This is a genomic window from Thermomonas sp. HDW16, from assembly GCF_011302915.1.
Classification (GTDB): Bacteria; Pseudomonadota; Gammaproteobacteria; order Xanthomonadales; family Xanthomonadaceae; genus Thermomonas.
Genome location: NZ_CP049872.1, coordinates 2,114,432 through 2,133,559 on the forward strand (window position 1 = coordinate 2,114,432; position 19,128 = coordinate 2,133,559).

A 19,128-nucleotide genomic window follows, 5' to 3' on the forward strand; every position below is an offset into this window, starting at 1 on the left:
GGGCGCTCGCGCAGCGAGCGGGGGATCGGAAGCACGTCGCGGGACCCGCGATTTCGCGCAGCGGAATCGTGGGCCATTTCGGGCACAGCCCGAAATGGGCGATGGCCCCGCCGGCTGACCTCGGCACCCGCGTCAATCGATACCGTTGCTGCCTTCCGGCCCTGGCGGAGTTTTCGATCTAGCGTCGCGAGGGGCCGACGGGGCCACCATGGAGACTTGCTGTTGAAACGAAGATGGCGGAGAGAGGGGGACACCCCCAAAACGCCTCAAAACCCTTATTTTCCGGGAGAAACAACCCGGTGAGAGTTTGTACCAGCTGGCGTACCAGCGTCGCCCGGCAAGTTTAGCAGCCCACAGGCGCGGCGCGGAAGCGCCCGCGCCCAGAGCCAGGGCCAAAGGCCCAGAGAACAGGCCGCCGAAGGCGGCCAACCCGGCGCGAAAGCGCCGGAAATCGCGCCAGTCCGTGACAGAAATCGCAACTGATTTCTCAGTTTTTGCAACTTTGACCGATGTGAAAAATGGCAAAAACGCCTTGTTTTTAGCTGCGGAACGCGCTTTTGCGTTTTACTCCCCCTCTCCCTCTTAGTCTTCCTTCTCAATCTACCTTCTGCTCTTTTCTGACCTTCAAGCTCAACTCAGTTGACAAACTCGCAACCAGCCGTTCAATGCTGGAAGCGAGGCTAGCGGGTTGCTGTCCTTCGCATGTTCTCCATCGAAGGCACTCCCCCATGACCCTCACCGAACAGACCCAGCAGGAAATCTCCGACGCCATCGACACCGCGCAACGCCAAGAGCCAGGCTCCGGCGAGATCAATGTCACTGTCTCCAAGAAACGCAAGAAGATCGAACCCATCAACCCCTTCGCGCTTTGCTTTGCTGAAAGCCTGGGGCAGCTGATCGTGGCGCGAAAGATCGGCGCGCCAGCGATGGCCGTCCTGTTCAAGCTCCTGGCCCTGGCCCAGCAAGGCAACCTGGTCAGCGTGAACCAGAAGGGAATAGCCGCCAGCCTGGGCGTGGACAAATCGGCAGTGTCCCGAGCAATCAACCAACTGATCAAGGCCGGAGTTTTGCTCGAAATGCCAGAGGGCATTTTCTTCAATCCCCAGTTGGTAAACCGCTGGGGCCTGGACGCGGTGGCCAAGCGCTTCCCCAAGACCGTAACGGCAGGGATTGAAGCGTTGAAAGCGCACAAAATGGGGGCCAACTGGGCAGTCCCGGAGGACGAGGCTAAGAAATAAACCCCGCTTGCCTCGTCTCCTGGAACTAGACCTAACGCCGATCAGTTGTTGCTGATTTGCGCCGGCTCGAGACCCGTGTCGTCAATGACACATTTGGCCCGCTGGGGAAGCTCTACCCCCAGCGCGTTTTTCGCCTGGAATGTGAACATGACAGCGATGTTGCCGGTGGGTGCGCGATAGACGCTGGTATTCAACAGGTCGCGGTCAAAGGTCGATGGGAAGTTCAGCTGACTTTTGACGCTATCCTCGCAAGCGGTGATCGCAGTTACATCACTAATGGCAGCAGTTTTGGCGTTCTTGGATACGACGCCGGCGTCTGATTTCAAATCGTCTTCGCTAACGTAGAAGCGCTGGCCATTCTTGCAATCGACGTAAAAAACCGCCTGTTGCTTCGGCTTACCCCGATCCGAGAGCCCCACTATCTCCACATAGTCGCAGCTGGCGGACTGGGCCACCTTCTCCGCCGCTTTCGGCATTGCGGCATTGATCCGCTTGACGCCAGCGCTGCCCCATTCGCGACGGGTCTTTTCCCAGCCATCGCCCTCGATCAAAAACACCGCGTCTGGGCTGATTTTCCTGCTCACATCCACCTTGGCAGGTGCCGCGGGGGTGGCAGGTGTTGGCGTTGGGGTAGTGGCACTAACGGGGGCTGGCGCAGCTTGGCCCGCCACCGTTGCGGCTGGCTCGGCTGCTGACTTCGACGGCTCGGAGTTGATCACGGCAATAGCCAGACCAGCAAAGAAGCAAACAAGCCCAATGCCGATTGCTGCTCCATTGCGCGCTACCGGGGAGATGAAACGACCAATCCAAGCCCCGGAAGGCGGAATGATCACCAATACACCTATGGCCATGACCAGGAACGCGATGAACGCCCCGGTGAAAAGCGCTCCCAGGGCCGTGAACCCAAGAAACAGACCCAACACCCAGCGAAGCACTTTCAGCAGCATGTCCATGTGTTTCCCCCTTGCTATTCCCCAGACTGTACATAAAAACGATTTAGGGGAGGCGGCGACTTGTGTCCCCGGTCTTTTTTGCTAGGTGTGTACACCCCGCCCCGAGAAAGACAATGCCTGATAGTACGAAAGCAACCCGGGCCGCATTCCGTGCGCTTTTGGATCAGTTGGCCAAAATCCGGGCCAAACAACAGCCGCAGCCACCGCCCGCGCCGAGTGGCCCCGTCCGCAAGACCCGCGTGAATGTGCGCGAGTTCCTGCGCGACAAAGAAGGAGACAACTGGTGGGACAGCAGTGGCGACGGAGACCCGTGGATTGGCCTGCGTCCCAGGCCGAGACCACGCGGGCCACGCCGACGCCGTTGATGGCCAGTGTTGACGCAACCCAGGAGCGGCAAAACTCACGCCCAGGGTGGGCGAGGTTTCGGTAACACCCGCGCCCTGGGCGCGGGTTGTTGCTTTGGAGCAGGAGGCGGAGGCGCGCTGCCGCTCGCCTGGAAACTCACCAGCGGTAGGCGACGGCTGCGCCGGTAGGCCGGCGACTTCTCGCGGATCAAATCGGCCTCGGTGGCAGAAACGGCCCAGATGGGCGGGCGGCCACGCCTCCGGCTTCCCGCCCGCGTGCCGTAGAACGCCAGGCTTTCGGTTGATCGGTGGCCCATCACTTGGGCGGCGAAATGGGCCGCCCCTTTCGGGTTGGCCGTAGCCGGGTCGGTAATCCAGGCTTTGAGGTCGCTCCCGAAGGCGTGGCGGAACGAGTAGCAGGAAAGACGATGCCGCGCCAAAGCCTTGTTGAGGCTACGGTAGTCGGCCTGGTTGGTGGTGAGAGTGAAGACCCCGCCCCGGGCGTCGGCTGTGGCCCGTAGGGCCGTCGCAGCTAGCCCGGCGGCTTCCACTAGCAGGGTGCGGGTGTGGTGGCCGCGCTCGTTGTCCACCTTCGCGCCCTTGATTTCCACTTGGAGCATGGGCCGCCCGTCGAGGTCGGTCGCCTGTATCCGGCCGCCCGCCATCATCTCGGCAGGCCGCAGGCCCGTCAGGGCCAGCAGGGCCAGCCGTTCGGCATGGCGGGCGGCCAGGGTGTCCCCCCGTACCGGGGGGCCGCCCTTGGCCGCCGGAAACAGCAGGGCCGCCACGGCTAGGTCAGGCTCCGGCGGCGTGTCCCGCCTCCGGCTCTTGCTGGGCGGGCGCTTGCCCTGCTTGGCCAGGGCTTTCCCCTTGGCCGCCCAGGTCAGGCGTGTGCGGGGCTGGCAGAACCAGCCATCCAGGGCCACCGCCAGGCGGTGGGCCTCGGCGGTCAGGCGTTGCGCGTTGTCCAGGTCGCCCGCCTTGCGGGCGCGTTCACTGGCCGCGCGCCAGCGTCGTACATCGTCCGCCATGCAGTACCGGCAGGCTGTCCGCAGCCGCTGCCAATGGGCCGGGCTGGTGGCCGCTTCCAGCGGCGACACCCCCCGCGCCCGCAGCCGGTCATAGTCGGCCCGATACTTCGCCAGGGTTTCCGCCTTGACCGATCGCGCCGGGAAGTCGTCCAGGATCGCCCGGGTCTGCTTGTCGGCTTCCAGTGTCCAGGGCTTGCCTGACCCGGCGGCGGCTTGCTGGGCGGACTGCTTCGCCTCGGCCAATGGGCCGGCGTGCGCAGCCTCCCAGCCACCCGCCAGACGCGCCCGTTCATACTTCGGCGGCGCGTCCTGCGCGGTCAACTCCGTTGCCCGCGTGCGCCCTTCACTCTCGCTCCGGGCGCGGGGGCCGCGCCCCCGTTTTGCCTTTTCGGCAATCGCTCACGCTCTTGCCTGGCAAAACTCCCCCCATTGTCGGTCGTTAGCACGCCCGACAATGGGGAGGAGCGGCGGCGCTGTTCAGGTTCGTTTTTGCTGGGCATGTCCCAGAGTAGGCAACGCGGAAGCGCCGGCTAGTTGCGGCTTGCGCTGTTTGCGCGAATGGGAACGAAAAACGGAAAACGGACCAGATGGCGTTAGCGCCCCCGGGTCATGACCCACCTATCAGGTGGGCTCCACCTTCCGCCGTCCCTGCTTCGCCTGTTCCGGGGCCGCGCCAACCGCCAGCAGAGGCCGCAGGCCGTCCAGGTCGATGACGCCTGCGGCGGCCCAGTTCAGCTCTGGATGGCAGGCCTTCGCCACGGCGGCCAGCGAGGTTATGCGCCTGCCGTTTTCGTCGCGGCCGTAGCTGTTCACATGGTCGCCGTCGAGCGTGCTGGTCTTCTCGGTCAGGTCGTGGCCGACATATCGCTCACGCCAGCCCTGGGATACGCCTTCCATTTTCTGGATGACGGTGGCGCGGAACGAGTGAAGCCCCATCTTTTTTTTGCCGCGTGGAGCTATGCCCCACGCTTTCAGGGCCACCTGGAAGGCTTTGGAGGTGGAGGCAGCGGGGCCGTTCTGGGTCAGCAGGTTGCCGGGGAATAGCCGGGTCTCCCCGGCGGCCTTCCTGGCTTCCACCCGATCCAGCAGGCCCAGGGCCAGCAGATCGGGATGGATGGGGATTTTTCGGATACTGGCGTCGCTCTTGGTGGTCTTGTCCTCGGCCAGGTTATTGATGTCCAAAACCGCGATGCCCGTGTCTTCGTCGGGGCCAACGTCCACCAGCTCCAACCGGGCCAGTTCGTTTGACCTGGCCCCGGTGTACAGGGCCAGCACCACTAGCCAGCGGTCTTTGAGCGTCGGCAGGGCGGCGAACGCGTCGGGCGCGAACATCGCCCGTAACTGCTCCGTCTTGAAGGCTTGGAAGCCCGTGCCGCGCTTGGGCGCCTTGTCCGCAGCCGTCAGGCGGATATGACCGGCTGCCGGGTTGGTCTTGTCGTCGGGGTAGTAGCCTGCGCCCTGGGCCCATTTGAAAAACCGGGTCAGGTAGGACTGGACGTTCGCGGCAGAGCTGCGCGCGAGACCGCCGGCCATCAGGTGATCGTAGAACTGGCCGCAGCGGCTGCGGTGGATGGTGTACAGCCGGGTTCCGGGCTTTACGAAGCCGGCGAAGGCGTCCCCGGCGGGTTTGAGCTTGCTGTTGAAGGTCTTGAACCGCGTCGGGGACTTCCAACTCGGTAACTCGGCTTTGAGCCAGAACTCCACCGCCTGATCCGTTCGGCAGATATGGACGCCCGGGGGCGGGCCGGGGGGCGGGGCCGCGTCGTTGACGGACGGCGCGGGCAGGTTCGCCAACGGGCCGGCACCGCCATACAGGTCGGCCAGCAACTTGGTTGCTTTCATCGCGGCGGCCAAGTCGGCCGCCTTGTCGTCGCTGTCCGGCATTTCGATTGAGTGGCCGGAGGCGTGCGTGACCTTCCAATCTTTCGGCTTGCGCCCGCCGGTCAGGCCCAGGGCTTCTGCGAGTTCGTCATCGTCGTTTTTCTCCCACGCCATGCCGGTTTTCTCCACGCGAGCAATGGCCGCATGGTAGGCGAGCAACAACGCGCCTGACCATGCATGCGCGAGGCGGGGGTCATGCGTCCGCAGGGCGCGCCGGATCTCGCCGCGCCCGAAGTGGCGGCGCAGGTGCTTGGGGATCACCAACCGGAAGGTGAAACCGCTGGGGCGGTGGAGCAAATACCGAGGCAGGCGCATGATTGTACCAATCCATGTACCAGGCCGTTTTCTCCCAAAAATGAAAAAACCCCTGAAAAACAGGGGTTTTGTGCAAACTGGCGGAGAGAGGGGGATTCGAACCCCCGAAGCGCGGTTTAGACGCTTACACACTTTCCAGGCGTGCTCCTTCAACCGCTCGGACACCTCTCCGCTGGAACCCGGAAGACCGCGTTGCGGCGGCGTTCCGGGCCGCGCAGTTTAGCGGCTGGCCCGCCCCGCGACAAGGAAACCGCTCAGGGCGCCGGATGCAGCCAGCCGGCGTCGCCCTCGGCGTAGCGCTCGCGCTTCCAGATCGGCACCCGCGCCTTGACCTCGTCGATGATCCAGCGGCAGGCGGCAAACGCCGCGTCGCGATGCGCGGCGGACACGCCCACCCACACTGCCATTTCGCCGATGGCGAGCTCGCCGATGCGGTGGGTGCACACGGCCTCGACGATATCGAAACGATGCATCGCATCCGCCAGGATCGCCTCGCCTTCGCGTTCGGCCAGCTCGGCGTAGGCCTCGTAATGCAGGCCGGTCACCGCGCGGCCGTCGTTGTGATCGCGCACCCAGCCCTCGAAGCTGGTGCAGGCGCCGGCGCGCGCATCGCGCAAACGCGACTGCATCGCGACGGGATCGATGGCCGATGCCGACAAGACGAAACGCACCAACTCAGCCTCCACTGACCGGCGGGATGAACGCGACGGTCGTGCCGTCGCGCGGCGCATCGCTCCAGCTCGCGAACGCGCCATCCACCGCCACGCGCAGCCGCGCTTGCGGGAAGGCCAGGCCATGACGCACCTGCAGTTCGGCGTACAACGCGGAAAGGTCCGTCGCAGCGGTCACCACCTGTTCGCTGGCGATACCCGCGGCGTCGCGCAAGGATGCGAAATACAGCACCTCGACATGCGCGCTCATGTCAGCGCCCCGACATCACGCTTGCCTCCGCGCTTGCCCAGCAATTTCGCCGGGCCGATCACGATGGCATGGCTTAGCGCCTTGCACATGTCATACACCGTCAGCGCGGCCACGGTGGCGCCGGTCAGCGCCTCCATCTCCACCCCGGTGCGGTGCACGGTCTTGACCGTGCAGTCGATGCGCAGGGTGCGCGCATCCTGCCAGTCGATGGAAAAACGACAGCCGTCGATGGGCAGCGGATGGCAGAACGGGATCAGTTCGTGGGTGCGCTTCACCGCCATGGTGCCGGCGATGATCGCGGTATCGACGATCCCGCCCTTGGCGCTTTTCAGACCGTTCGCGCGCAGTTGCTCAGCGACCGCGGCCGGGAATTTCACCCGGCATTCGGCGCGTGCCTCGCGTGCGGTCGCCTGCTTCGCGGATACGTCGACCATCGCCGGTCGGCCGGCGGGATCGAGGTGGGTGAGTTTGTTCGATGTGCGTGCCATGCGCGGATTATCACCCAGCCGCAATCGTGCGGACTCAGCCGCCAACCAGGTACATCTCGACATGCTTGCGCGAAGCGCCTGCCTCGCTGCGGATTTCGCTGTAGCGATCCGCGCGCTTCGACCACAGGCCGGCAACATGCCGTGCCAGCGCATCGTCGCCTTGAGCCAACACCCCACGCAGGTCGTGGCCCTGCCCCGCGAACAGGCAGGTGTACATCTGCCCATCGGCAGAGACACGGGCGCGGTGGCAGTCGCCGCAGAACGGCGCGGTCACCGAGCTGACGAAGCCGACTTCGCCACGTCCGTCTTCGTAGGCATAGCGCTCCGCCACCTCGCCGCGATAGTTCGCATCCAGTGCACGCAGCGGCCAGCGCGCGGCGATGCGGTCGCGCAGCTCGGCCGAAGGCAGCACGCGTTCGCGCAGCCAGCCGTTGCAAGTGCCCACGTCCATGTACTCGATGAAACGCAGCACATGGCCATGCTCGCGGGCGAATTCGGCAAGGGTTTCGATGCCGGCACCGTTCACCCCGCGCTGGACCACGCAATTGAGCTTGATCGGGGCGAAACCGGCGGCCTGCGCCGCCTCGATGCCGGCCAGCACATCGCGCAATTCGCCGCGACCGCCGGACATCGCGCGGAACGCCTCGGCATCCAGCGTGTCCAGGCTGACCGTGATTCGCCGCAAGCCGGCATCGCGCAGGGCTTGCGCGTGGGCAGCCAGCAGCGAGCCATTGGTGGTCAGGGCGAGATCCTCGATGCCGTCGATCGCAGCCAAACGCGCCACCAATTCCGGCAAGCGTTTGCGCAGCAAGGGTTCGCCACCGGTCAGGCGCAACTTGCGCACGCCGAGTTTGGCGAAGCCGCGCACGAGCGTCTCGATCTCGTCGAACGACAGACGCGAGGCCGCATCCAGCCCGTGGTCATCGGCGATGCGATCCGCCGGCATGCAATACGGGCAACGGAAGTTGCAGGCTTCGATCAACGACAACCGCAGGTCACGCAATGGCCGCGCCAATGCGTCGCGCGGCGACAGGTCACTCATCCTGGCTCCGCATCGGTCGGCCTGTGCAGCGGCACGATTTCACCCGGCACGCCGACGCGATGGCCACGCGCGCGCAGCGCCTCGCCGTCTGCCTCACTGGCGTAGTGGTAGAGCAGGCAGCGCGCCAGCAGTTCGCGTGGGTATTCGCGCTCCAGGTCGTCGATGCCGCTATGCGATGGATTGCCTTCCAACGCGCAGTCATGGGCGATCAGTTCATCGGAAGCGGCGTACTTCGCCAGCATTTCCGGGATCGGCCGGGTATCGCCGGTCCACACCAGGCTGCCCGGCAGGCGCAGCGCGAACGCGGTCTCCGGCCAATGATGGCGCGCCGGGAATACCTCCAAGCGCACGCCGTCGTGCCAGAAATGATCGCCGACCGGGATTACCCGGAACGCGTCCCAGAAATTCACCCCGCCTTCGGCCAGCGCGTTCGGATAGCTGGCCACGCGCTGGTGCAACAGCGGCAGCAGCGGCACCGGCACGTACAGGCGCACCTCGCCGCGATGCGCGTCATCGAAATAGCTGGCCACGAACAAGCGTTCGAAGCCGGCGATATGGTCCATGTGCGCATGGGTCATGAACAGCGCGGCGGGGATGCCGCCATAGGTTCGTCCATACGCGGTCAGCCCTTCGCCACCGCAGTCGATGGTCAGCCACGGCGCGCCATCGCGTTCGATGGTGGCCATCGCCGAGCCCAATTCCACCGCCGAGGCGTTGCCGACCCCGAGCAGGCGCAGCTGCCAGTCGCTTTCCTGGTTCATCTCAGTAGCCACGTTGCCAGGCGGCCTCATAGGCCACGCGCAGTTGCGCGAAGTCGGCATCCACCTGTTCGATGCTGCGCGCACCACGACGCTTGCGCAGCGAACGCTGCAGGCGTTCCAGGTTGGCGTTGCGCCAGCGGGTGGCGGGGATGCGCAATTGCGAACGGTCGAAATCGATCATCCAGCCGCGTCCCTGTTCGTCGAACAGGATGTTGTGCGCATTGAGGTCGGCATGGTCCAGCCCGGCGCGATGGAATTTCGCGATCAGCTGGCCCGTTGCTTCCCATGACGCCTCGCCGGCGGCGGCGAGTTCCGCCAAGGAGCGCACGCCCGGCAGCCGCTGCATCAGGATCGCCGCGCGGTAATGCATGCCTTCGCGCCGGTAGTAGGCGGCGAACGGCAGCGGCACCGGCAGTTTCTTTTCGCGCAGCACGCGCAACAGGCGGAACTCGGCGAAGCTGCGTACGCGATTGATGCCACGCCACAGGTGGCCATCGCGGCTCAGGCTTGCCGCCCAACCGCCGCGCAGGTACTGGCGCAGCACGGCATCGCCTTCGCCGGTTTCGATGAACCAGGCGCCACCGCGGCCACCTTCGGACACCGGCTGCGCGGCCTCGCCCCAGTGCGCGGGCGCGAACCAAGCCGGGTCGGGTTGCCGCAACTGCGTGCGGTCGAACAGAATCGCCCCATAGCCGCGCGCATCGCGGAACGGCGTCAGGTGTTCATTGGCGTCAAAGCCCGTCATCCATGCGAGTTTAACAAGCACGTGACCGAAGCCAACGCACCGCGTTCGATCTGCCTGCTGCGCCTGTCCGCATTGGGCGATGTCACCCATGTGTTGCCGCTGCTGCACACCTTGCGCCAGGCATGGCCTGGGCTAGCGATCACCTGGGTGATCGGCAAGGGCGAACATCGGCTGCTGGATGGCCTGCCCGGCGTGCGCTTCATCGAATACGACAAGAAATCCGGGCTGAAGGGCATGCGCGAGGTTCGCCGCCAATGCGGCAGCGGGTTCGACGTGCTGCTGCAAATGCAGGTCTCCGCCCGCGCCAACCTGCTGTCCGCGTTCATCCCGGCGCGGCGGCGGATCGGCTACGACAAATCTCGCAGCAAGGACGGGCACGGGCTGTTCATCAACGAACGCATCCCGGATCGTCCCGGCATCCATGTGCTGGACGCGATCGGCAGCTTTGCCGAGCCACTGGGCCTGCAGCGCGACGTGGTGGCCTGGAACATGCCGGTACCGGACGAGGCCCACACCTGGGCACGCGCGCAATGGGCAGACGACGGCCGGACCACGCTGATGATCTCGCCCTGCTCCAGCCACGCCCTGCGCAACTGGCGCCCCGAACGCCATGCCGCGTTGGCCGATCATGCGGCAGCGCAGGGTTGGCGGATCGTGCTCTGCGGCGGCCGCAGCGAGCTGGAGCGCAACACGGGTGATGCGATCCTCGCGGCGATGCAGGCGCGCGAGGGCGTGCTCGACCTGATCGGCAAGGACACCCTCAAGCAGCTGCCCGCGCTGCTTGCCCGCGCCGACCTGCTGGTGACGCCGGATTCCGGGCCGATGCACATCGCCAATGCGATGGGCACCAAGGTGCTGGGCCTGCACGCGGCCAGCAACCCGAACCGCAGCGGGCCGTATTCGGATCGGCGTTATTGCGTGGACCGCTACGACGACGCCGCGCGCAAATACCGCGGCAAGCCGGCATCCGAACTCAAATGGGGCAGCAAGATCGAAGCCGAGGGCGTGATGGACCTGGTGACGGTGGACGATGCCATCGCCGCATTCGAGCGCTATCGCGCTGCTGCCGGCTGAACGCAGCCGGCAGGATCAGGCACCCTGCCCGCTGCCGTAGTCCTGGTACGACTTTTCCTCGACATAGGCAGAGCCCAGCGCCAGGTTGATGTCCTTCTTCACTTTCGCGCGGGTGTCGTTCTCGAAATACACGGCGCGGGCAAGGCGGATGAACTCGGCATCGAAGGCCTGCGCTTTTTCCTGCAGGCGAATGTCGTCCTCGATCACCCACAGCCGCTCGTTGACCGCCTTCAGCTCGGCCCGCAGCCCGGTAATGTCCTGCGCGGCGGCCGGATGCGCCGCCCACGTGGTTTCCAGCGCCGCCAGCTCGTTGCGGACATTAGCCAGCTTGGCCGGGTCGGACATGCGCTCTGACTTGATCTGCAGGATGGCGATTTTGTCCAGCAGTTCACCGAAGGACACGGGGACGAGGATTTCGGACATGTGTGGCCGCGGAATGGGACGGGCGGCCAGTGTAGCGCCTTGCCCACAGGCGGCGCGGCCCGTATCATTCGCGGCCCGCGACACCCAAGTTTACGGAGAGGTGGCAGAGCGGTTGAATGTACCTGATTCGAAATCAGGCGTAGGTGTGAGCCTACCGGGGGTTCGAATCCCCCCCTCTCCGCCAGAGTACGCAAAACGCCCCTCGTGGGCGTTTTGCGTATCTACGTGGATGCCAGCGGACGAAGCAAGTCCGCGGGTTCGACGCATCGACAGGGGAACAGGCGGGTGCTTGCGAAGCGCTGCCAGGCGCCCGACTCGAACGTCCACGCGTACAGCGCGGGCCGGACAGCCGATGCGGACGGCCGAATGGCAGCCCGCCGGGGCCATGGATGAACCAGCCGCCCCTTCTTCGCACCATCTCCACGGACACAACCGCTACATTTCGACTTCAACCCGTCCGGTTCCCCCGTACGATTCCGTTACCCCCCTCAAGCCCCGGACGAATGTCGCCCGCATGATCGAATTCGGACACCTCAGCCATGTCGGCCTGCGCCGGGAACTGAACGAAGACACCTATTACGGCGACAGCGAGCTGGGGTTGTGGCTGGTCGCCGACGGCATGGGCGGACACGAGTACGGCGAAGTCGCCAGCGCGCTGGCGCGTGAGGCCATCGTCCGCGAGATCCGCGACGGCTCGCCGCTCGCGGAAGCGATCCGCACGGCCGACGAGGAAATCATCCGTTGTTCCAAGCGTCGCGGCGACAGCCTGCCGATGGGCACCACCGTGGTGGCGGCCAAGGTCATCGACAACCGCTTCGAGGTGGCTTGGGTCGGCGACAGCCGCGTCTACCTCTGGCGCGATGGCGCGCTGACCCAGATCTCGCAGGATCACAGCTACGTGCAGGAATTGATCGCACAGGGTGCGATCACTGCCGACCAGGCGCGCAGCCATCCGCACCGCAACGTGGTCACCCAGGCGCTCGGCGTCACCGACCCGAGCCAGCTCAACGTGGAAACCCTAACCGGCGAACTGCGCCCGGGCATGCAGCTGCTGCTGTGCAGCGACGGCCTGACCGAGGAAGTGGACGACCGCAGCATCGCCCGGGTGCTGGCGCACCAGGAATGCAGCGCGCAGGAATGCGTGGACGGTCTGGTTGCCGCTGCGCTGGACGGTGGCGGCTCTGACAACGTGACCGTGGTGCTGGTGCGCCGGCACTGAACCGGTCGCCGCGTCAACCGGCGGTTTCCAGCTCCAGCCACAGGCAGCGCCCGGCTTTCTTCTGCAGACCTTGCAAACGGGCCGCATGCGCCGCCGCTTCTTCGGCCTGGACCTGCACGCACGGGCGCACGGCATCGGTCGTCGCGACGGTTCGCACCACCGTTGTTGCGGCGGCCTGCGGCGCTTCGCTGGCGAAGCCGATCTCGCCCTGCCCCGAGGTCAATGCCAGGTAGACGTCGGTGAGGATCTGCGCATCGAGCAACGCGCCATGCAATTGGCGTTGCGAGTTGTCGACGCCGAGTCGCTTGCACAGCGCATCCAGCGAATTGCGCTGGCCGGGGAAGCGCTGCCGCGCCAACAGCAGGGTGTCCTCCACCGTGCAGCGCTCCAGCAGTTTGCCGAAGCCATCCAGTCGCGCCAGTTCGGCATCGAGGAAGCCGACGTCGAACGCGGCGTTGTGGATGACCAACTCGGCGCCTTCGACGAAGGCGATGAACTCATCCGCCACCTCGGCAAAGCGCGGCTTGTCGGCCAGGAACTCCAGCGTCAGTCCGGTGACTTCCTGCGCACCTGGCTCGAATTCGCGATCCGGGTTGAGGTAGCAATGGAACGTGCGTCCGGTCGGCCGCCGCTCCACCAGCTCCACGCAGCCGATTTCGACAACGCGGTTGCCCTTCTTCCACTCCAGGCCGGTGGTTTCGGTATCGAGCACCACTTGTCTCGTCGCATCCGCCTGCATCAGCCTGCCCGCTCCTTGATCTTCACTGCCGCCGCACGGGCCAGCATGTCCACGCGTTCATTGTCCGGATCGCCGGAATGGCCCTTCACCCAGCGCCAGTCGACCTTGTGCCTGGCGTTCGCCGCATGCAGTCGTTCCCACAGGTCGCGGTTCTTGACTGGATCGCCACCAGCGGTCTTCCAGCCGCGCCGTACCCAGTTCACCATCCATTCGGTGATGCCTTGGCGCACGTATTGCGAATCCGTGTGCAGGATCGCATCGCAGCCTTCCTTCAGCGCCTCCAGCGCGGAGATCGCCGCCATCAACTCCATCCGGTTGTTGGTGGTGTCCGGCTCGCCGCCTGAGAGCTCACGTTCGATGCCGCACCAACGCAACAACGCACCCCAGCCGCCGGGCCCGGGATTGCCCAGGCAAGCGCCATCGGTATGGATCTCGACCTGCTTGCGCACAACGCTCATGCGGTCGGCATCCCCGGCCGCCAAAGCGATTTGGTCGACGAACGCCTGGGCGTCAACGGCGAACGGCGCTTTTCGGCACGGATCAGGAAGGCCGCACGCATGCCCGCGCCGTCCTGCATCGCAGGCTCCGGCGCGATGCCCCAGCTCGGCCCCAGGCCGCGCGAGACCACATCCGGCACCAACCCGACCGCACGCAGGCGTCGCCGCCACGTCACAGGCTCCGCTGCCCGCGGCCCCTGCCCACGCCAGCGCAGCCGGTATGGCGACAACGGGTTCAGCGCCAGCAACCACAGACAGCCGCTTGGCACCAGCAAGCGCGCGCATTCCTCGAGGAGTACCGTCGGTTGCGTACTGATGTCGGCCAGGTGCTGCACCACCACCACCCCGCAAGATTCGGTGGGCAACGGCAGCGGCAAGCCGCAACGCACATCGCCTTCGAAACCACGCGCCGCCGCACGCAAGCGCAGGAACGGCAACTCGACCTCACCCTCACCCATGCCACTCGGGCATAGCCACAGGCCGGGCTGACCCGGACGCTCGAGGGCGGCCTGGCGCAGGCTGTCCGCTTCGCTGGCCAGGATCGCCTGCCCGGCCACGCCGGCGAACCACGCAGCCGCGGCGGCGGGTTCTGGCTGGCGGCGAAATCCGGACGAGGGCATGGTCGGGGGCATACCATCGGGATTCTGCGGGAAACGCCGCGACCCGTCACGACTGGACAACGCATGGATTTGCAGCCGCTGCCCGCGTTCGACGACAACTACATCTGGTTGTTGCGCGATACCGACGGCCGCGCGCTGGTCGTCGACCCCGGCGAAGCCGCACCCGTGCTGGCCGCGCTGGCCGATGCGCCGGTACCGCACGCGATCCTGCTTACCCACCACCACGGCGATCACATCGGCGGCGTTGCTGAATTGCTCCGGCGCTGGCCCGGCATCCCGATTTTCGCCCCGCAGGACGAACGCATCGCCATCGCCACGCATCGGGTAGACGACGGCGATACGATCACAGCCGGGCCTTGGCGCTTCGACGTACTGGAAATCCCCGGCCATACGACCAGCCACGTCGCCTTCCACGGCCGGCTCCCGGAAGGGATGAGCCTGCTGTTCTGCGGCGACACCCTGTTCTCGCTGGGCTGCGGGCGCATGTTCGAAGGCACGCCGGCACAGATGCTGGCCTCGTTGCGAACACTGGCAGCCCTGCCCGTAGATACCCTGGTCTGTTGTGGGCATGAATACACCGCCGCCAATGCCGCCTTCGCACTGACGGTCGATCCCGACAATGCAGCGCTGCGCGAACGTGCCGCGCAGGCGCGGGCGCAACGCGCGGCAGGACGGCCCACGCTGCCATCGACGCTGGCATCCGAACGCAATTGCAATCCGTTCCTGCGCAGCGACAATCCTGCCGTCCGTGCCGCCATCGCGACGCATGTCGGCCACTCCCCCAGCAACGACATCGAGGCCTTCGCACTGCTGCGTCGCTGGAAGGACGGGTTTCGCGCATGAAGACGATGGCCCTCGCCTGTCTCGTCGCCTTGCTACTGGCGCCCGCAGCCGCCAGCCCGGCGGCATCGCCGACGCTTGAAGCGATCTCCGCCCATTTCTGGAACGACCTGGCCGATCCACAATGCAGGAAGGCCCCGCGTCGCTGGCGGCAGCATTACGGCGATATCCCGCGACGCCTGCGCAGCCCGCGCGAAGCGCAACTGCGCCGCCATTTCGCGCACGTGCTGGACGCGTTGGACGATGCCGGCCTGCCCAGCGAATTCGCCCTGATCCCGTTCGTCGAAAGCCGCTACCACCCTTCTGCCCGCAGCCCTGGCGGCCAGGTAGGCCTGTGGCAGTTCACCGCCGTCACCGCACGCCGCAACGGGTTGTCCGTGGGCAAGGGCCGCGACCAGCGGCTGGACGCGGAAGCCTCCACCGGTGCCGCAGTGCGCTACCTGAAGCGATTGCATCGGATGTTCGGCAACGACTGGCGCTGGACGGCAATGGCCTATAACGCCGGCGAAGGCGCCGCACGCGCGGCCAAACGCGAGGGCGGCCCGCAACATCTTTCGTCGATCACCCGCCACTATCCGGACAAACTGCACGCGCTGGCCTGCCTGATTCCGCGCCCGCCTGACCCGTCGCACGCCAGCGGTTAAACTGGAGCCTTTGCTCTACCCCACACTTTCGCACGGAGAACACCATGGGTTTCCTGCAAGGCAAGCGCGCGCTGGTCACCGGCATCGCCAGCCAGCGTTCGATCGCCACCGGCATCGCCGATGCCATGCATCGCGAAGGCGCCGAACTGGCGCTGACCTACCAGAACGAAAAGCTGAAATCGCGCGTGGAAGACGCCGCGGCGGAATACGGCAGCAAGATCGTGCTGCCGCTGGACGTGGCCGACGATGCGCAGATCGACGCCTGCTTCGAGCAGCTCGGCAAGCACTGGAGCGACGGCTTCGACATCCTCGTGCACTGCATCGCCTTCGCCCCGCGCGAGGCGATCGAAGGCGATTTCCTCGACGGCGTGAACCGTGAACGCTTCCATATCGCCCACGACATCAGCGCCTATTCGCTGGCGGCACTCGGCAAGGCCGCGCGCCCGCTGATGAAAGGCCGCAACGGCAGCATCCTCACCCTGTCCTACCTGGGCGCCGAACGTGCGCTGGCCAACTACAACACGATGGGCGTGGCCAAGGCCTCGCTGGAGGCTACCGTGCGCTACATGGCGATGGCGCTGGGCCCGGAAGGCACCCGCGTCAACGCGATCTCGGCAGGACCGATCCGCACCCTCGCCGCCAGCGGCGTGGCCAATTTCCGCAAGATGCTCAGCCAGTTCGAGGCGGTGGCGCCGCTGCGTCGCGTGGTGACCATCGAGGACGTGGGCAATACCGCCGCCTTCCTGTGCTCGGACCTGGCCAACGGCATCACCGGCGAGATCACCTACGTGGATGCCGGCTACAACATCATGGGCATGAGCGGCATCGACTGAGCGTCGGGCCGACAACCCGCAGACGCGAAAACGCCCGGTCATCCCGGGCGTTTTCGTTTGCCGCCATTCGATCTGGAATCACAGGCGGTCTTCGGCCACCTTGATCTGGTACTTGGCCCGCGCCGACTTCACGTAGGCCTTCTGTGCATCCATGCCAGCAACTTGCGAGAGCTGCCCGCGCAGCTGGTCGCGCTGCTCTTCGGTGACCTGGGTCAGGTCGCCATCGCGTACCGCGCGGATTGCATACACCAGGTACTGGCCGCCCAGTTCGACCTTGTCGACCGGGATCCTGTTGTCCTGCGGGCGTGGCGTGGCGAAGAACGCCTCGACCGCACTGGGCGACGGCACTGGGCTGCCGCGTTCCAGACCATTGGCTTCCGCCATCGCCAGTTTCACGTCCGCCGCCGCTGCAGCCAAGCCCTTGGCCTTCGCTGCCTTGACCAGGGCATCCGCCGCCGCCATCGCAGCGTTGCGCTGGCGGTCGGCGCGGATCGCCGCAACCACGGCATCGGAGACCGAGGCCAACGGCAGCGGCGCTTCCGGCGAGTGTTCGACCACGCGGACGATCACGCTGTGGTTGGGAGCCAGTTCGATCGGATCGCTGGCGGTGCCGTCCTGGATCAGCGTGTCCGAGAACGCCGCGCGCAACACCTTCTGGTCGGCGGCAATGCCGGCGCCGCCGTTGCGCGCGAATGCCGACGTGGTCAGCACCGCAAGGCCCAGCGACTGCGCGGCCGGTTCCAGCGAACTCGGGTTCTTCAGCACGGCGTCGACCAGCTTGCCGCTGAGTTCGTTGTAGGCGCGTTCGTGTTCCGATTGCTGCAATTCAGCTTCCAGCTGGGCGCGCACTGCCTCGAACGGCTGCTGGTTGCCTGCGCGGATCTCGTTGACCTTGAGGATGTGCCAGCCGAAATCGCTCTTCACTGGGCCGCGCACTTCGCCGGCCTGCATCGCGAACGCGGCATCCTCGAACGGCCCCGGCAGGCTGCCCTTGGTCATCAGGCCCAGGTCGCCGCCCTTGTCCTTGGAACCGGTGTCGTCCGAATTGGCTTTCGCCAGCGCCGCGAAATCCGCACCGGGTGTACGCGCCTCGGCCGCCAACGTGTTGGCGCGCGCTTCCGCAGCCTTCTTGTCGGCGTCGCTGGCATCCGCCGCGACCTGCACCAGGATGTGCGACACCGAACGTTGCTCGGCGGACGAATACTTCGCGCTCTGCTCTTCGTAGCGCTTTTGCAGCATGGCCTCGTCGATCGCCGGCACCGGCAGCTTGCTGCCATCGATGTCGATGTATTCCAGGCGCACGGTTTCGGGACGCCGATAGCTCGACGCATGCGCCTTGTACCAGCCGTCGATCTGCGCGGCGGTCACCGGCGCCGTATCCACCGGCACCTGTGGCATCGCCACGAAACTCACGTCGCGCTGCTCACCCAGCAGGCGCAGCAAACGATCCACTTCACCGTTCGTCACGAACGCGGACTGCGCCAACTGGCTGGGGATCAGCGCGTAGTGCAGGTTGTCGCGGATCTTCCCTTCGAAATCGAGCGGCGTCATCGGCGGGCTCTGCGACGCCAGCAACAATTGGTAGCGATCCGTATTGAATTTGCCGTCGACCTGGAAATCCGGGACGGACTGGATCTCGGCGCGCACCTGGCCGTCGCTGATCACGATGCCATCGCGGTCGGCCGCCAACCGCATGACCTGCTCGTCGATCATCTGGTCGAGGATCCTGCGCTTGTTCTCCACCGACTCGAACGCCTTCGCGTCGAACTTGTCGCCCTGCTGTTCACGCGCGCGCATGCGTTCGGTTTCGAAGCGCTGGCGGAATTCGTTGCTGTCGATGTCGTGGGTCTTCCACAGGTAGGTCAGCGGCCACACCTGCGGTGCCGATACCCACCACGACGGCGGTTGCGAGATCCGCGCCGAATAGGTATCGACCCGTTGCGACAGGTACGACTCCATGCCGAAGAAGGCAAACGGGATGATCAGCAGGCCGAGGATCACGGTGGCGATCCAGCCGGAGGTCTTGTCGCGAAGTTTCTGCAGCATGGGCATTGACGATGAGGCGTAGCCCATTAGTTTAGCGCGCCGGGTCGCTTGTCACGCATCCTGCTTGCGCAGGCGCAAAAAAGAAGCCCCGCATCGCTGCAGGGCTTCGGAACAACTTGCTCGAATAAAAATGGCGGAGTGGACGGGACTCGAACCCGCGACCTCCGGCGTGACAGGCCAGCATTCTAACCGACTGAACTACCACTCCGCTGAGACGAACAATGATAGCGGGGCCGAAAATTTCCCGCAAGCTTTTTTCGATTCGATCATCGCTTGCGGCCGCTTTCAAGGCGCACCACCGATGCGATGCCGAAACCGCTACCGCATTTCCTGGTGGGCACTGAGGGGATCGAACCCCCGACCCGCTCCGTGTAAAGGAGCCGCTCTACCGCTGAGCTAAGTGCCCGGAGGCGGCATTATCGCAGCGACCGGGCCAAAACGAAAAGCCCGGCCTTGCGCCGGGCTTTTCGTTCA

At 65.6% G+C, this 19,128-nt stretch carries 20 protein-coding genes, 4 tRNA genes and 1 other RNA gene; 7 read left to right on the forward strand and 18 right to left on the reverse strand.

The annotated features are described in order from the left end of the window. Positions 1-104: 104 nt before the first annotated feature. An RNA gene (gene ffs, locus G7079_RS09825) (signal recognition particle sRNA small type) lies at positions 105-201 on the reverse strand. Positions 202-728: 527 nt separating this feature from the next. On the opposite strand from ffs, the gene G7079_RS09830 reads away from it, so the two are divergent. Further along, complete coding sequence (locus tag G7079_RS09830; RefSeq protein WP_166057135.1) at positions 729-1,238, forward strand: helix-turn-helix domain-containing protein; 510 nt, start codon at positions 729-731, stop codon at positions 1,236-1,238. 41 nt (positions 1,239-1,279) lie between these two features. Here the strand turns inward: G7079_RS09830 and G7079_RS09835 are convergent, their stop codons facing one another. The 10 genes from G7079_RS09835 to G7079_RS09880 form a co-directional block, all read right to left on the reverse strand. Further along, positions 1,280-2,191, reverse strand: coding sequence for a hypothetical protein (locus G7079_RS09835; RefSeq protein WP_166057136.1), 912 nt, complete (start codon positions 2,189-2,191; stop codon positions 1,280-1,282). A 400-nt stretch (positions 2,192-2,591) separates the two neighbouring features. After that, on the reverse strand, positions 2,592-3,887 hold the full coding sequence (locus G7079_RS09840) for a hypothetical protein (RefSeq protein ID WP_166057137.1): 1,296 nt from the start codon (positions 3,885-3,887) through the stop codon (positions 2,592-2,594). Positions 3,888-4,187: 300 nt separating this feature from the next. After that, the gene (locus tag G7079_RS09845; RefSeq protein WP_166057138.1) at positions 4,188-5,762 is read right to left on the reverse strand and encodes a DUF6538 domain-containing protein; all 1,575 of its coding nucleotides are present in this window, start codon (positions 5,760-5,762) and stop codon (positions 4,188-4,190) included. A gap of 78 nt (positions 5,763-5,840) precedes the next feature. Further along, positions 5,841-5,933: transfer RNA gene (locus G7079_RS09850), tRNA-Ser, on the reverse strand. Positions 5,934-6,016: 83 nt separating this feature from the next. Continuing rightward, complete coding sequence (locus G7079_RS09855) at positions 6,017-6,493, reverse strand: molybdenum cofactor biosynthesis protein MoaE (protein WP_166057139.1); 477 nt, start codon at positions 6,491-6,493, stop codon at positions 6,017-6,019. Then, positions 6,438-6,683, reverse strand: coding sequence for a MoaD/ThiS family protein (locus G7079_RS09860; RefSeq protein WP_166057140.1), 246 nt, complete (start codon positions 6,681-6,683; stop codon positions 6,438-6,440). The genes G7079_RS09855 and G7079_RS09860 overlap by 56 nt, the downstream gene beginning before the upstream one ends. After that, positions 6,680-7,171: a cyclic pyranopterin monophosphate synthase MoaC gene (gene moaC, locus G7079_RS09865; protein WP_206203202.1), complete on the reverse strand. Its 492-nt coding sequence runs from the start codon at positions 7,169-7,171 to the stop codon at positions 6,680-6,682. The genes G7079_RS09860 and moaC overlap by 4 nt, the downstream gene beginning before the upstream one ends. 34 nt (positions 7,172-7,205) lie before the next feature. Further along, positions 7,206-8,213, reverse strand: a complete 1,008-nt coding sequence (moaA, locus tag G7079_RS09870) for a GTP 3',8-cyclase MoaA (protein ID WP_166057142.1) — start codon at positions 8,211-8,213, stop codon at positions 7,206-7,208. Beyond that, positions 8,210-8,974 (reverse strand): MBL fold metallo-hydrolase, encoded by a 765-nt coding sequence (locus G7079_RS09875; protein WP_166057143.1) that lies wholly within the window; start codon positions 8,972-8,974, stop codon positions 8,210-8,212. Before G7079_RS09875 ends, moaA begins: the two co-directional genes overlap by 4 nt. Before the next feature lies 1 nt (position 8,975). After that, positions 8,976-9,719: a 3-deoxy-D-manno-octulosonic acid kinase gene (locus G7079_RS09880; protein WP_166057144.1), complete on the reverse strand. Its 744-nt coding sequence runs from the start codon at positions 9,717-9,719 to the stop codon at positions 8,976-8,978. 21 nt (positions 9,720-9,740) lie between these two features. On the opposite strand from G7079_RS09880, the gene G7079_RS09885 reads away from it, so the two are divergent. Beyond that, the gene (locus G7079_RS09885) at positions 9,741-10,793 is read left to right on the forward strand and encodes a glycosyltransferase family 9 protein (protein WP_240906164.1); all 1,053 of its coding nucleotides are present in this window, start codon (positions 9,741-9,743) and stop codon (positions 10,791-10,793) included. 15 nt (positions 10,794-10,808) lie between these two features. Here G7079_RS09885 and G7079_RS09890 read toward each other — a convergent pair whose 3' ends face one another. Next, entirely contained in the window at positions 10,809-11,216 is a 408-nt protein-coding gene (locus G7079_RS09890; protein ID WP_166057146.1) for a DUF6165 family protein, read from the reverse strand. 94 nt (positions 11,217-11,310) lie between these two features. On the opposite strand from G7079_RS09890, the gene G7079_RS09895 reads away from it, so the two are divergent. Together G7079_RS09895 and G7079_RS09900 are read left to right on the forward strand one after the other, a co-directional pair. After that, positions 11,311-11,400 (forward strand) — tRNA-Ser (locus G7079_RS09895). A 330-nt stretch (positions 11,401-11,730) separates the two neighbouring features. Then, positions 11,731-12,435, forward strand: a complete 705-nt coding sequence (locus tag G7079_RS09900) for a PP2C family serine/threonine-protein phosphatase (RefSeq protein WP_166057147.1) — start codon at positions 11,731-11,733, stop codon at positions 12,433-12,435. 13 nt (positions 12,436-12,448) lie between these two features. Here the strand turns inward: G7079_RS09900 and dnaQ are convergent, their stop codons facing one another. Genes dnaQ through G7079_RS09915 form a run of 3 tightly spaced genes read right to left on the reverse strand, consistent with a single transcriptional unit; the run spans position 12,449 to position 14,303 of the window. After that, positions 12,449-13,174 (reverse strand): DNA polymerase III subunit epsilon, encoded by a 726-nt coding sequence (dnaQ, locus tag G7079_RS09905; protein ID WP_166057148.1) that lies wholly within the window; start codon positions 13,172-13,174, stop codon positions 12,449-12,451. Then, entirely contained in the window at positions 13,174-13,632 is a 459-nt protein-coding gene (rnhA, locus tag G7079_RS09910) for a ribonuclease HI (RefSeq protein WP_166057149.1), read from the reverse strand. The genes dnaQ and rnhA overlap by 1 nt, the downstream gene beginning before the upstream one ends. After that, complete coding sequence (locus G7079_RS09915) at positions 13,629-14,303, reverse strand: hypothetical protein (RefSeq protein ID WP_166057150.1); 675 nt, start codon at positions 14,301-14,303, stop codon at positions 13,629-13,631. Before G7079_RS09915 ends, rnhA begins: the two co-directional genes overlap by 4 nt. Positions 14,304-14,354: 51 nt before the next feature. Here G7079_RS09915 and gloB point away from each other — a divergent pair, with 51 nt between their 5' ends. The 3 genes from gloB to G7079_RS09930 are packed head-to-tail and all read left to right on the forward strand — an operon-like array spanning position 14,355 to position 16,608. Continuing rightward, entirely contained in the window at positions 14,355-15,134 is a 780-nt protein-coding gene (gene gloB / locus G7079_RS09920) for a hydroxyacylglutathione hydrolase (protein ID WP_166057151.1), read from the forward strand. Then, complete coding sequence (locus G7079_RS09925; protein WP_166057152.1) at positions 15,131-15,775, forward strand: lytic transglycosylase domain-containing protein; 645 nt, start codon at positions 15,131-15,133, stop codon at positions 15,773-15,775. The genes gloB and G7079_RS09925 overlap by 4 nt, the downstream gene beginning before the upstream one ends. 44 nt (positions 15,776-15,819) lie before the next feature. Further along, a complete protein-coding gene (locus tag G7079_RS09930; RefSeq protein WP_166057153.1) occupies positions 15,820-16,608 on the forward strand; it encodes an enoyl-ACP reductase in 789 nt (262 codons plus the stop codon). 78 nt (positions 16,609-16,686) lie between these two features. Here G7079_RS09930 and G7079_RS09935 read toward each other — a convergent pair whose 3' ends face one another. The 3 genes from G7079_RS09935 to G7079_RS09945 form a co-directional block, all read right to left on the reverse strand. Continuing rightward, on the reverse strand, positions 16,687-18,654 hold the full coding sequence (locus G7079_RS09935) for a SurA N-terminal domain-containing protein (RefSeq protein WP_166057154.1): 1,968 nt from the start codon (positions 18,652-18,654) through the stop codon (positions 16,687-16,689). Positions 18,655-18,785: 131 nt separating this feature from the next. After that, positions 18,786-18,862: transfer RNA gene (locus G7079_RS09940), tRNA-Asp, on the reverse strand. 123 nt (positions 18,863-18,985) lie between these two features. Beyond that, a tRNA-Val gene (locus G7079_RS09945) sits at positions 18,986-19,060 on the reverse strand. Positions 19,061-19,128: the final 68 nt, after the last annotated feature.

What these genes read in the sequence shown, in the direction of transcription:
- gloB (WP_166057151.1), top strand. Translation starts at nt 14,355, where the DNA reads ATGGATTTGCAGCCGCTGCCCGCGTTCGACGACAACTACATCTGGTTG.
- G7079_RS09930 (WP_166057153.1), top strand. Translation starts at nt 15,820, where the DNA reads ATGGGTTTCCTGCAAGGCAAGCGCGCGCTGGTCACCGGCATCGCCAGC.
- G7079_RS09900 (WP_166057147.1), top strand. Translation starts at nt 11,731, where the DNA reads ATGATCGAATTCGGACACCTCAGCCATGTCGGCCTGCGCCGGGAACTG.
- moaC (WP_206203202.1), bottom strand. Translation starts at nt 7,171, where the DNA reads ATGGCACGCACATCGAACAAACTCACCCACCTCGATCCCGCCGGCCGA.
- G7079_RS09935 (WP_166057154.1), bottom strand. Translation starts at nt 18,654, where the DNA reads ATGCTGCAGAAACTTCGCGACAAGACCTCCGGCTGGATCGCCACCGTG.
- rnhA (WP_166057149.1), bottom strand. Translation starts at nt 13,632, where the DNA reads ATGAGCGTTGTGCGCAAGCAGGTCGAGATCCATACCGATGGCGCTTGC.
- G7079_RS09835 (WP_166057136.1), bottom strand. Translation starts at nt 2,191, where the DNA reads ATGGACATGCTGCTGAAAGTGCTTCGCTGGGTGTTGGGTCTGTTTCTT.
- G7079_RS09845 (WP_166057138.1), bottom strand. Translation starts at nt 5,762, where the DNA reads ATGCGCCTGCCTCGGTATTTGCTCCACCGCCCCAGCGGTTTCACCTTC.
- G7079_RS09880 (WP_166057144.1), bottom strand. Translation starts at nt 9,719, where the DNA reads ATGACGGGCTTTGACGCCAATGAACACCTGACGCCGTTCCGCGATGCG.
- G7079_RS09915 (WP_166057150.1), bottom strand. Translation starts at nt 14,303, where the DNA reads ATGCCCCCGACCATGCCCTCGTCCGGATTTCGCCGCCAGCCAGAACCC.
- dnaQ (WP_166057148.1), bottom strand. Translation starts at nt 13,174, where the DNA reads ATGCAGGCGGATGCGACGAGACAAGTGGTGCTCGATACCGAAACCACC.
- G7079_RS09855 (WP_166057139.1), bottom strand. Translation starts at nt 6,493, where the DNA reads ATGCGCCGCGCGACGGCACGACCGTCGCGTTCATCCCGCCGGTCAGTG.
- G7079_RS09860 (WP_166057140.1), bottom strand. Translation starts at nt 6,683, where the DNA reads ATGAGCGCGCATGTCGAGGTGCTGTATTTCGCATCCTTGCGCGACGCC.
- G7079_RS09925 (WP_166057152.1), top strand. Translation starts at nt 15,131, where the DNA reads ATGAAGACGATGGCCCTCGCCTGTCTCGTCGCCTTGCTACTGGCGCCC.
- moaA (WP_166057142.1), bottom strand. Translation starts at nt 8,213, where the DNA reads ATGAGTGACCTGTCGCCGCGCGACGCATTGGCGCGGCCATTGCGTGAC.
- G7079_RS09875 (WP_166057143.1), bottom strand. Translation starts at nt 8,974, where the DNA reads ATGAACCAGGAAAGCGACTGGCAGCTGCGCCTGCTCGGGGTCGGCAAC.
- G7079_RS09890 (WP_166057146.1), bottom strand. Translation starts at nt 11,216, where the DNA reads ATGTCCGAAATCCTCGTCCCCGTGTCCTTCGGTGAACTGCTGGACAAA.
- G7079_RS09830 (WP_166057135.1), top strand. Translation starts at nt 729, where the DNA reads ATGACCCTCACCGAACAGACCCAGCAGGAAATCTCCGACGCCATCGAC.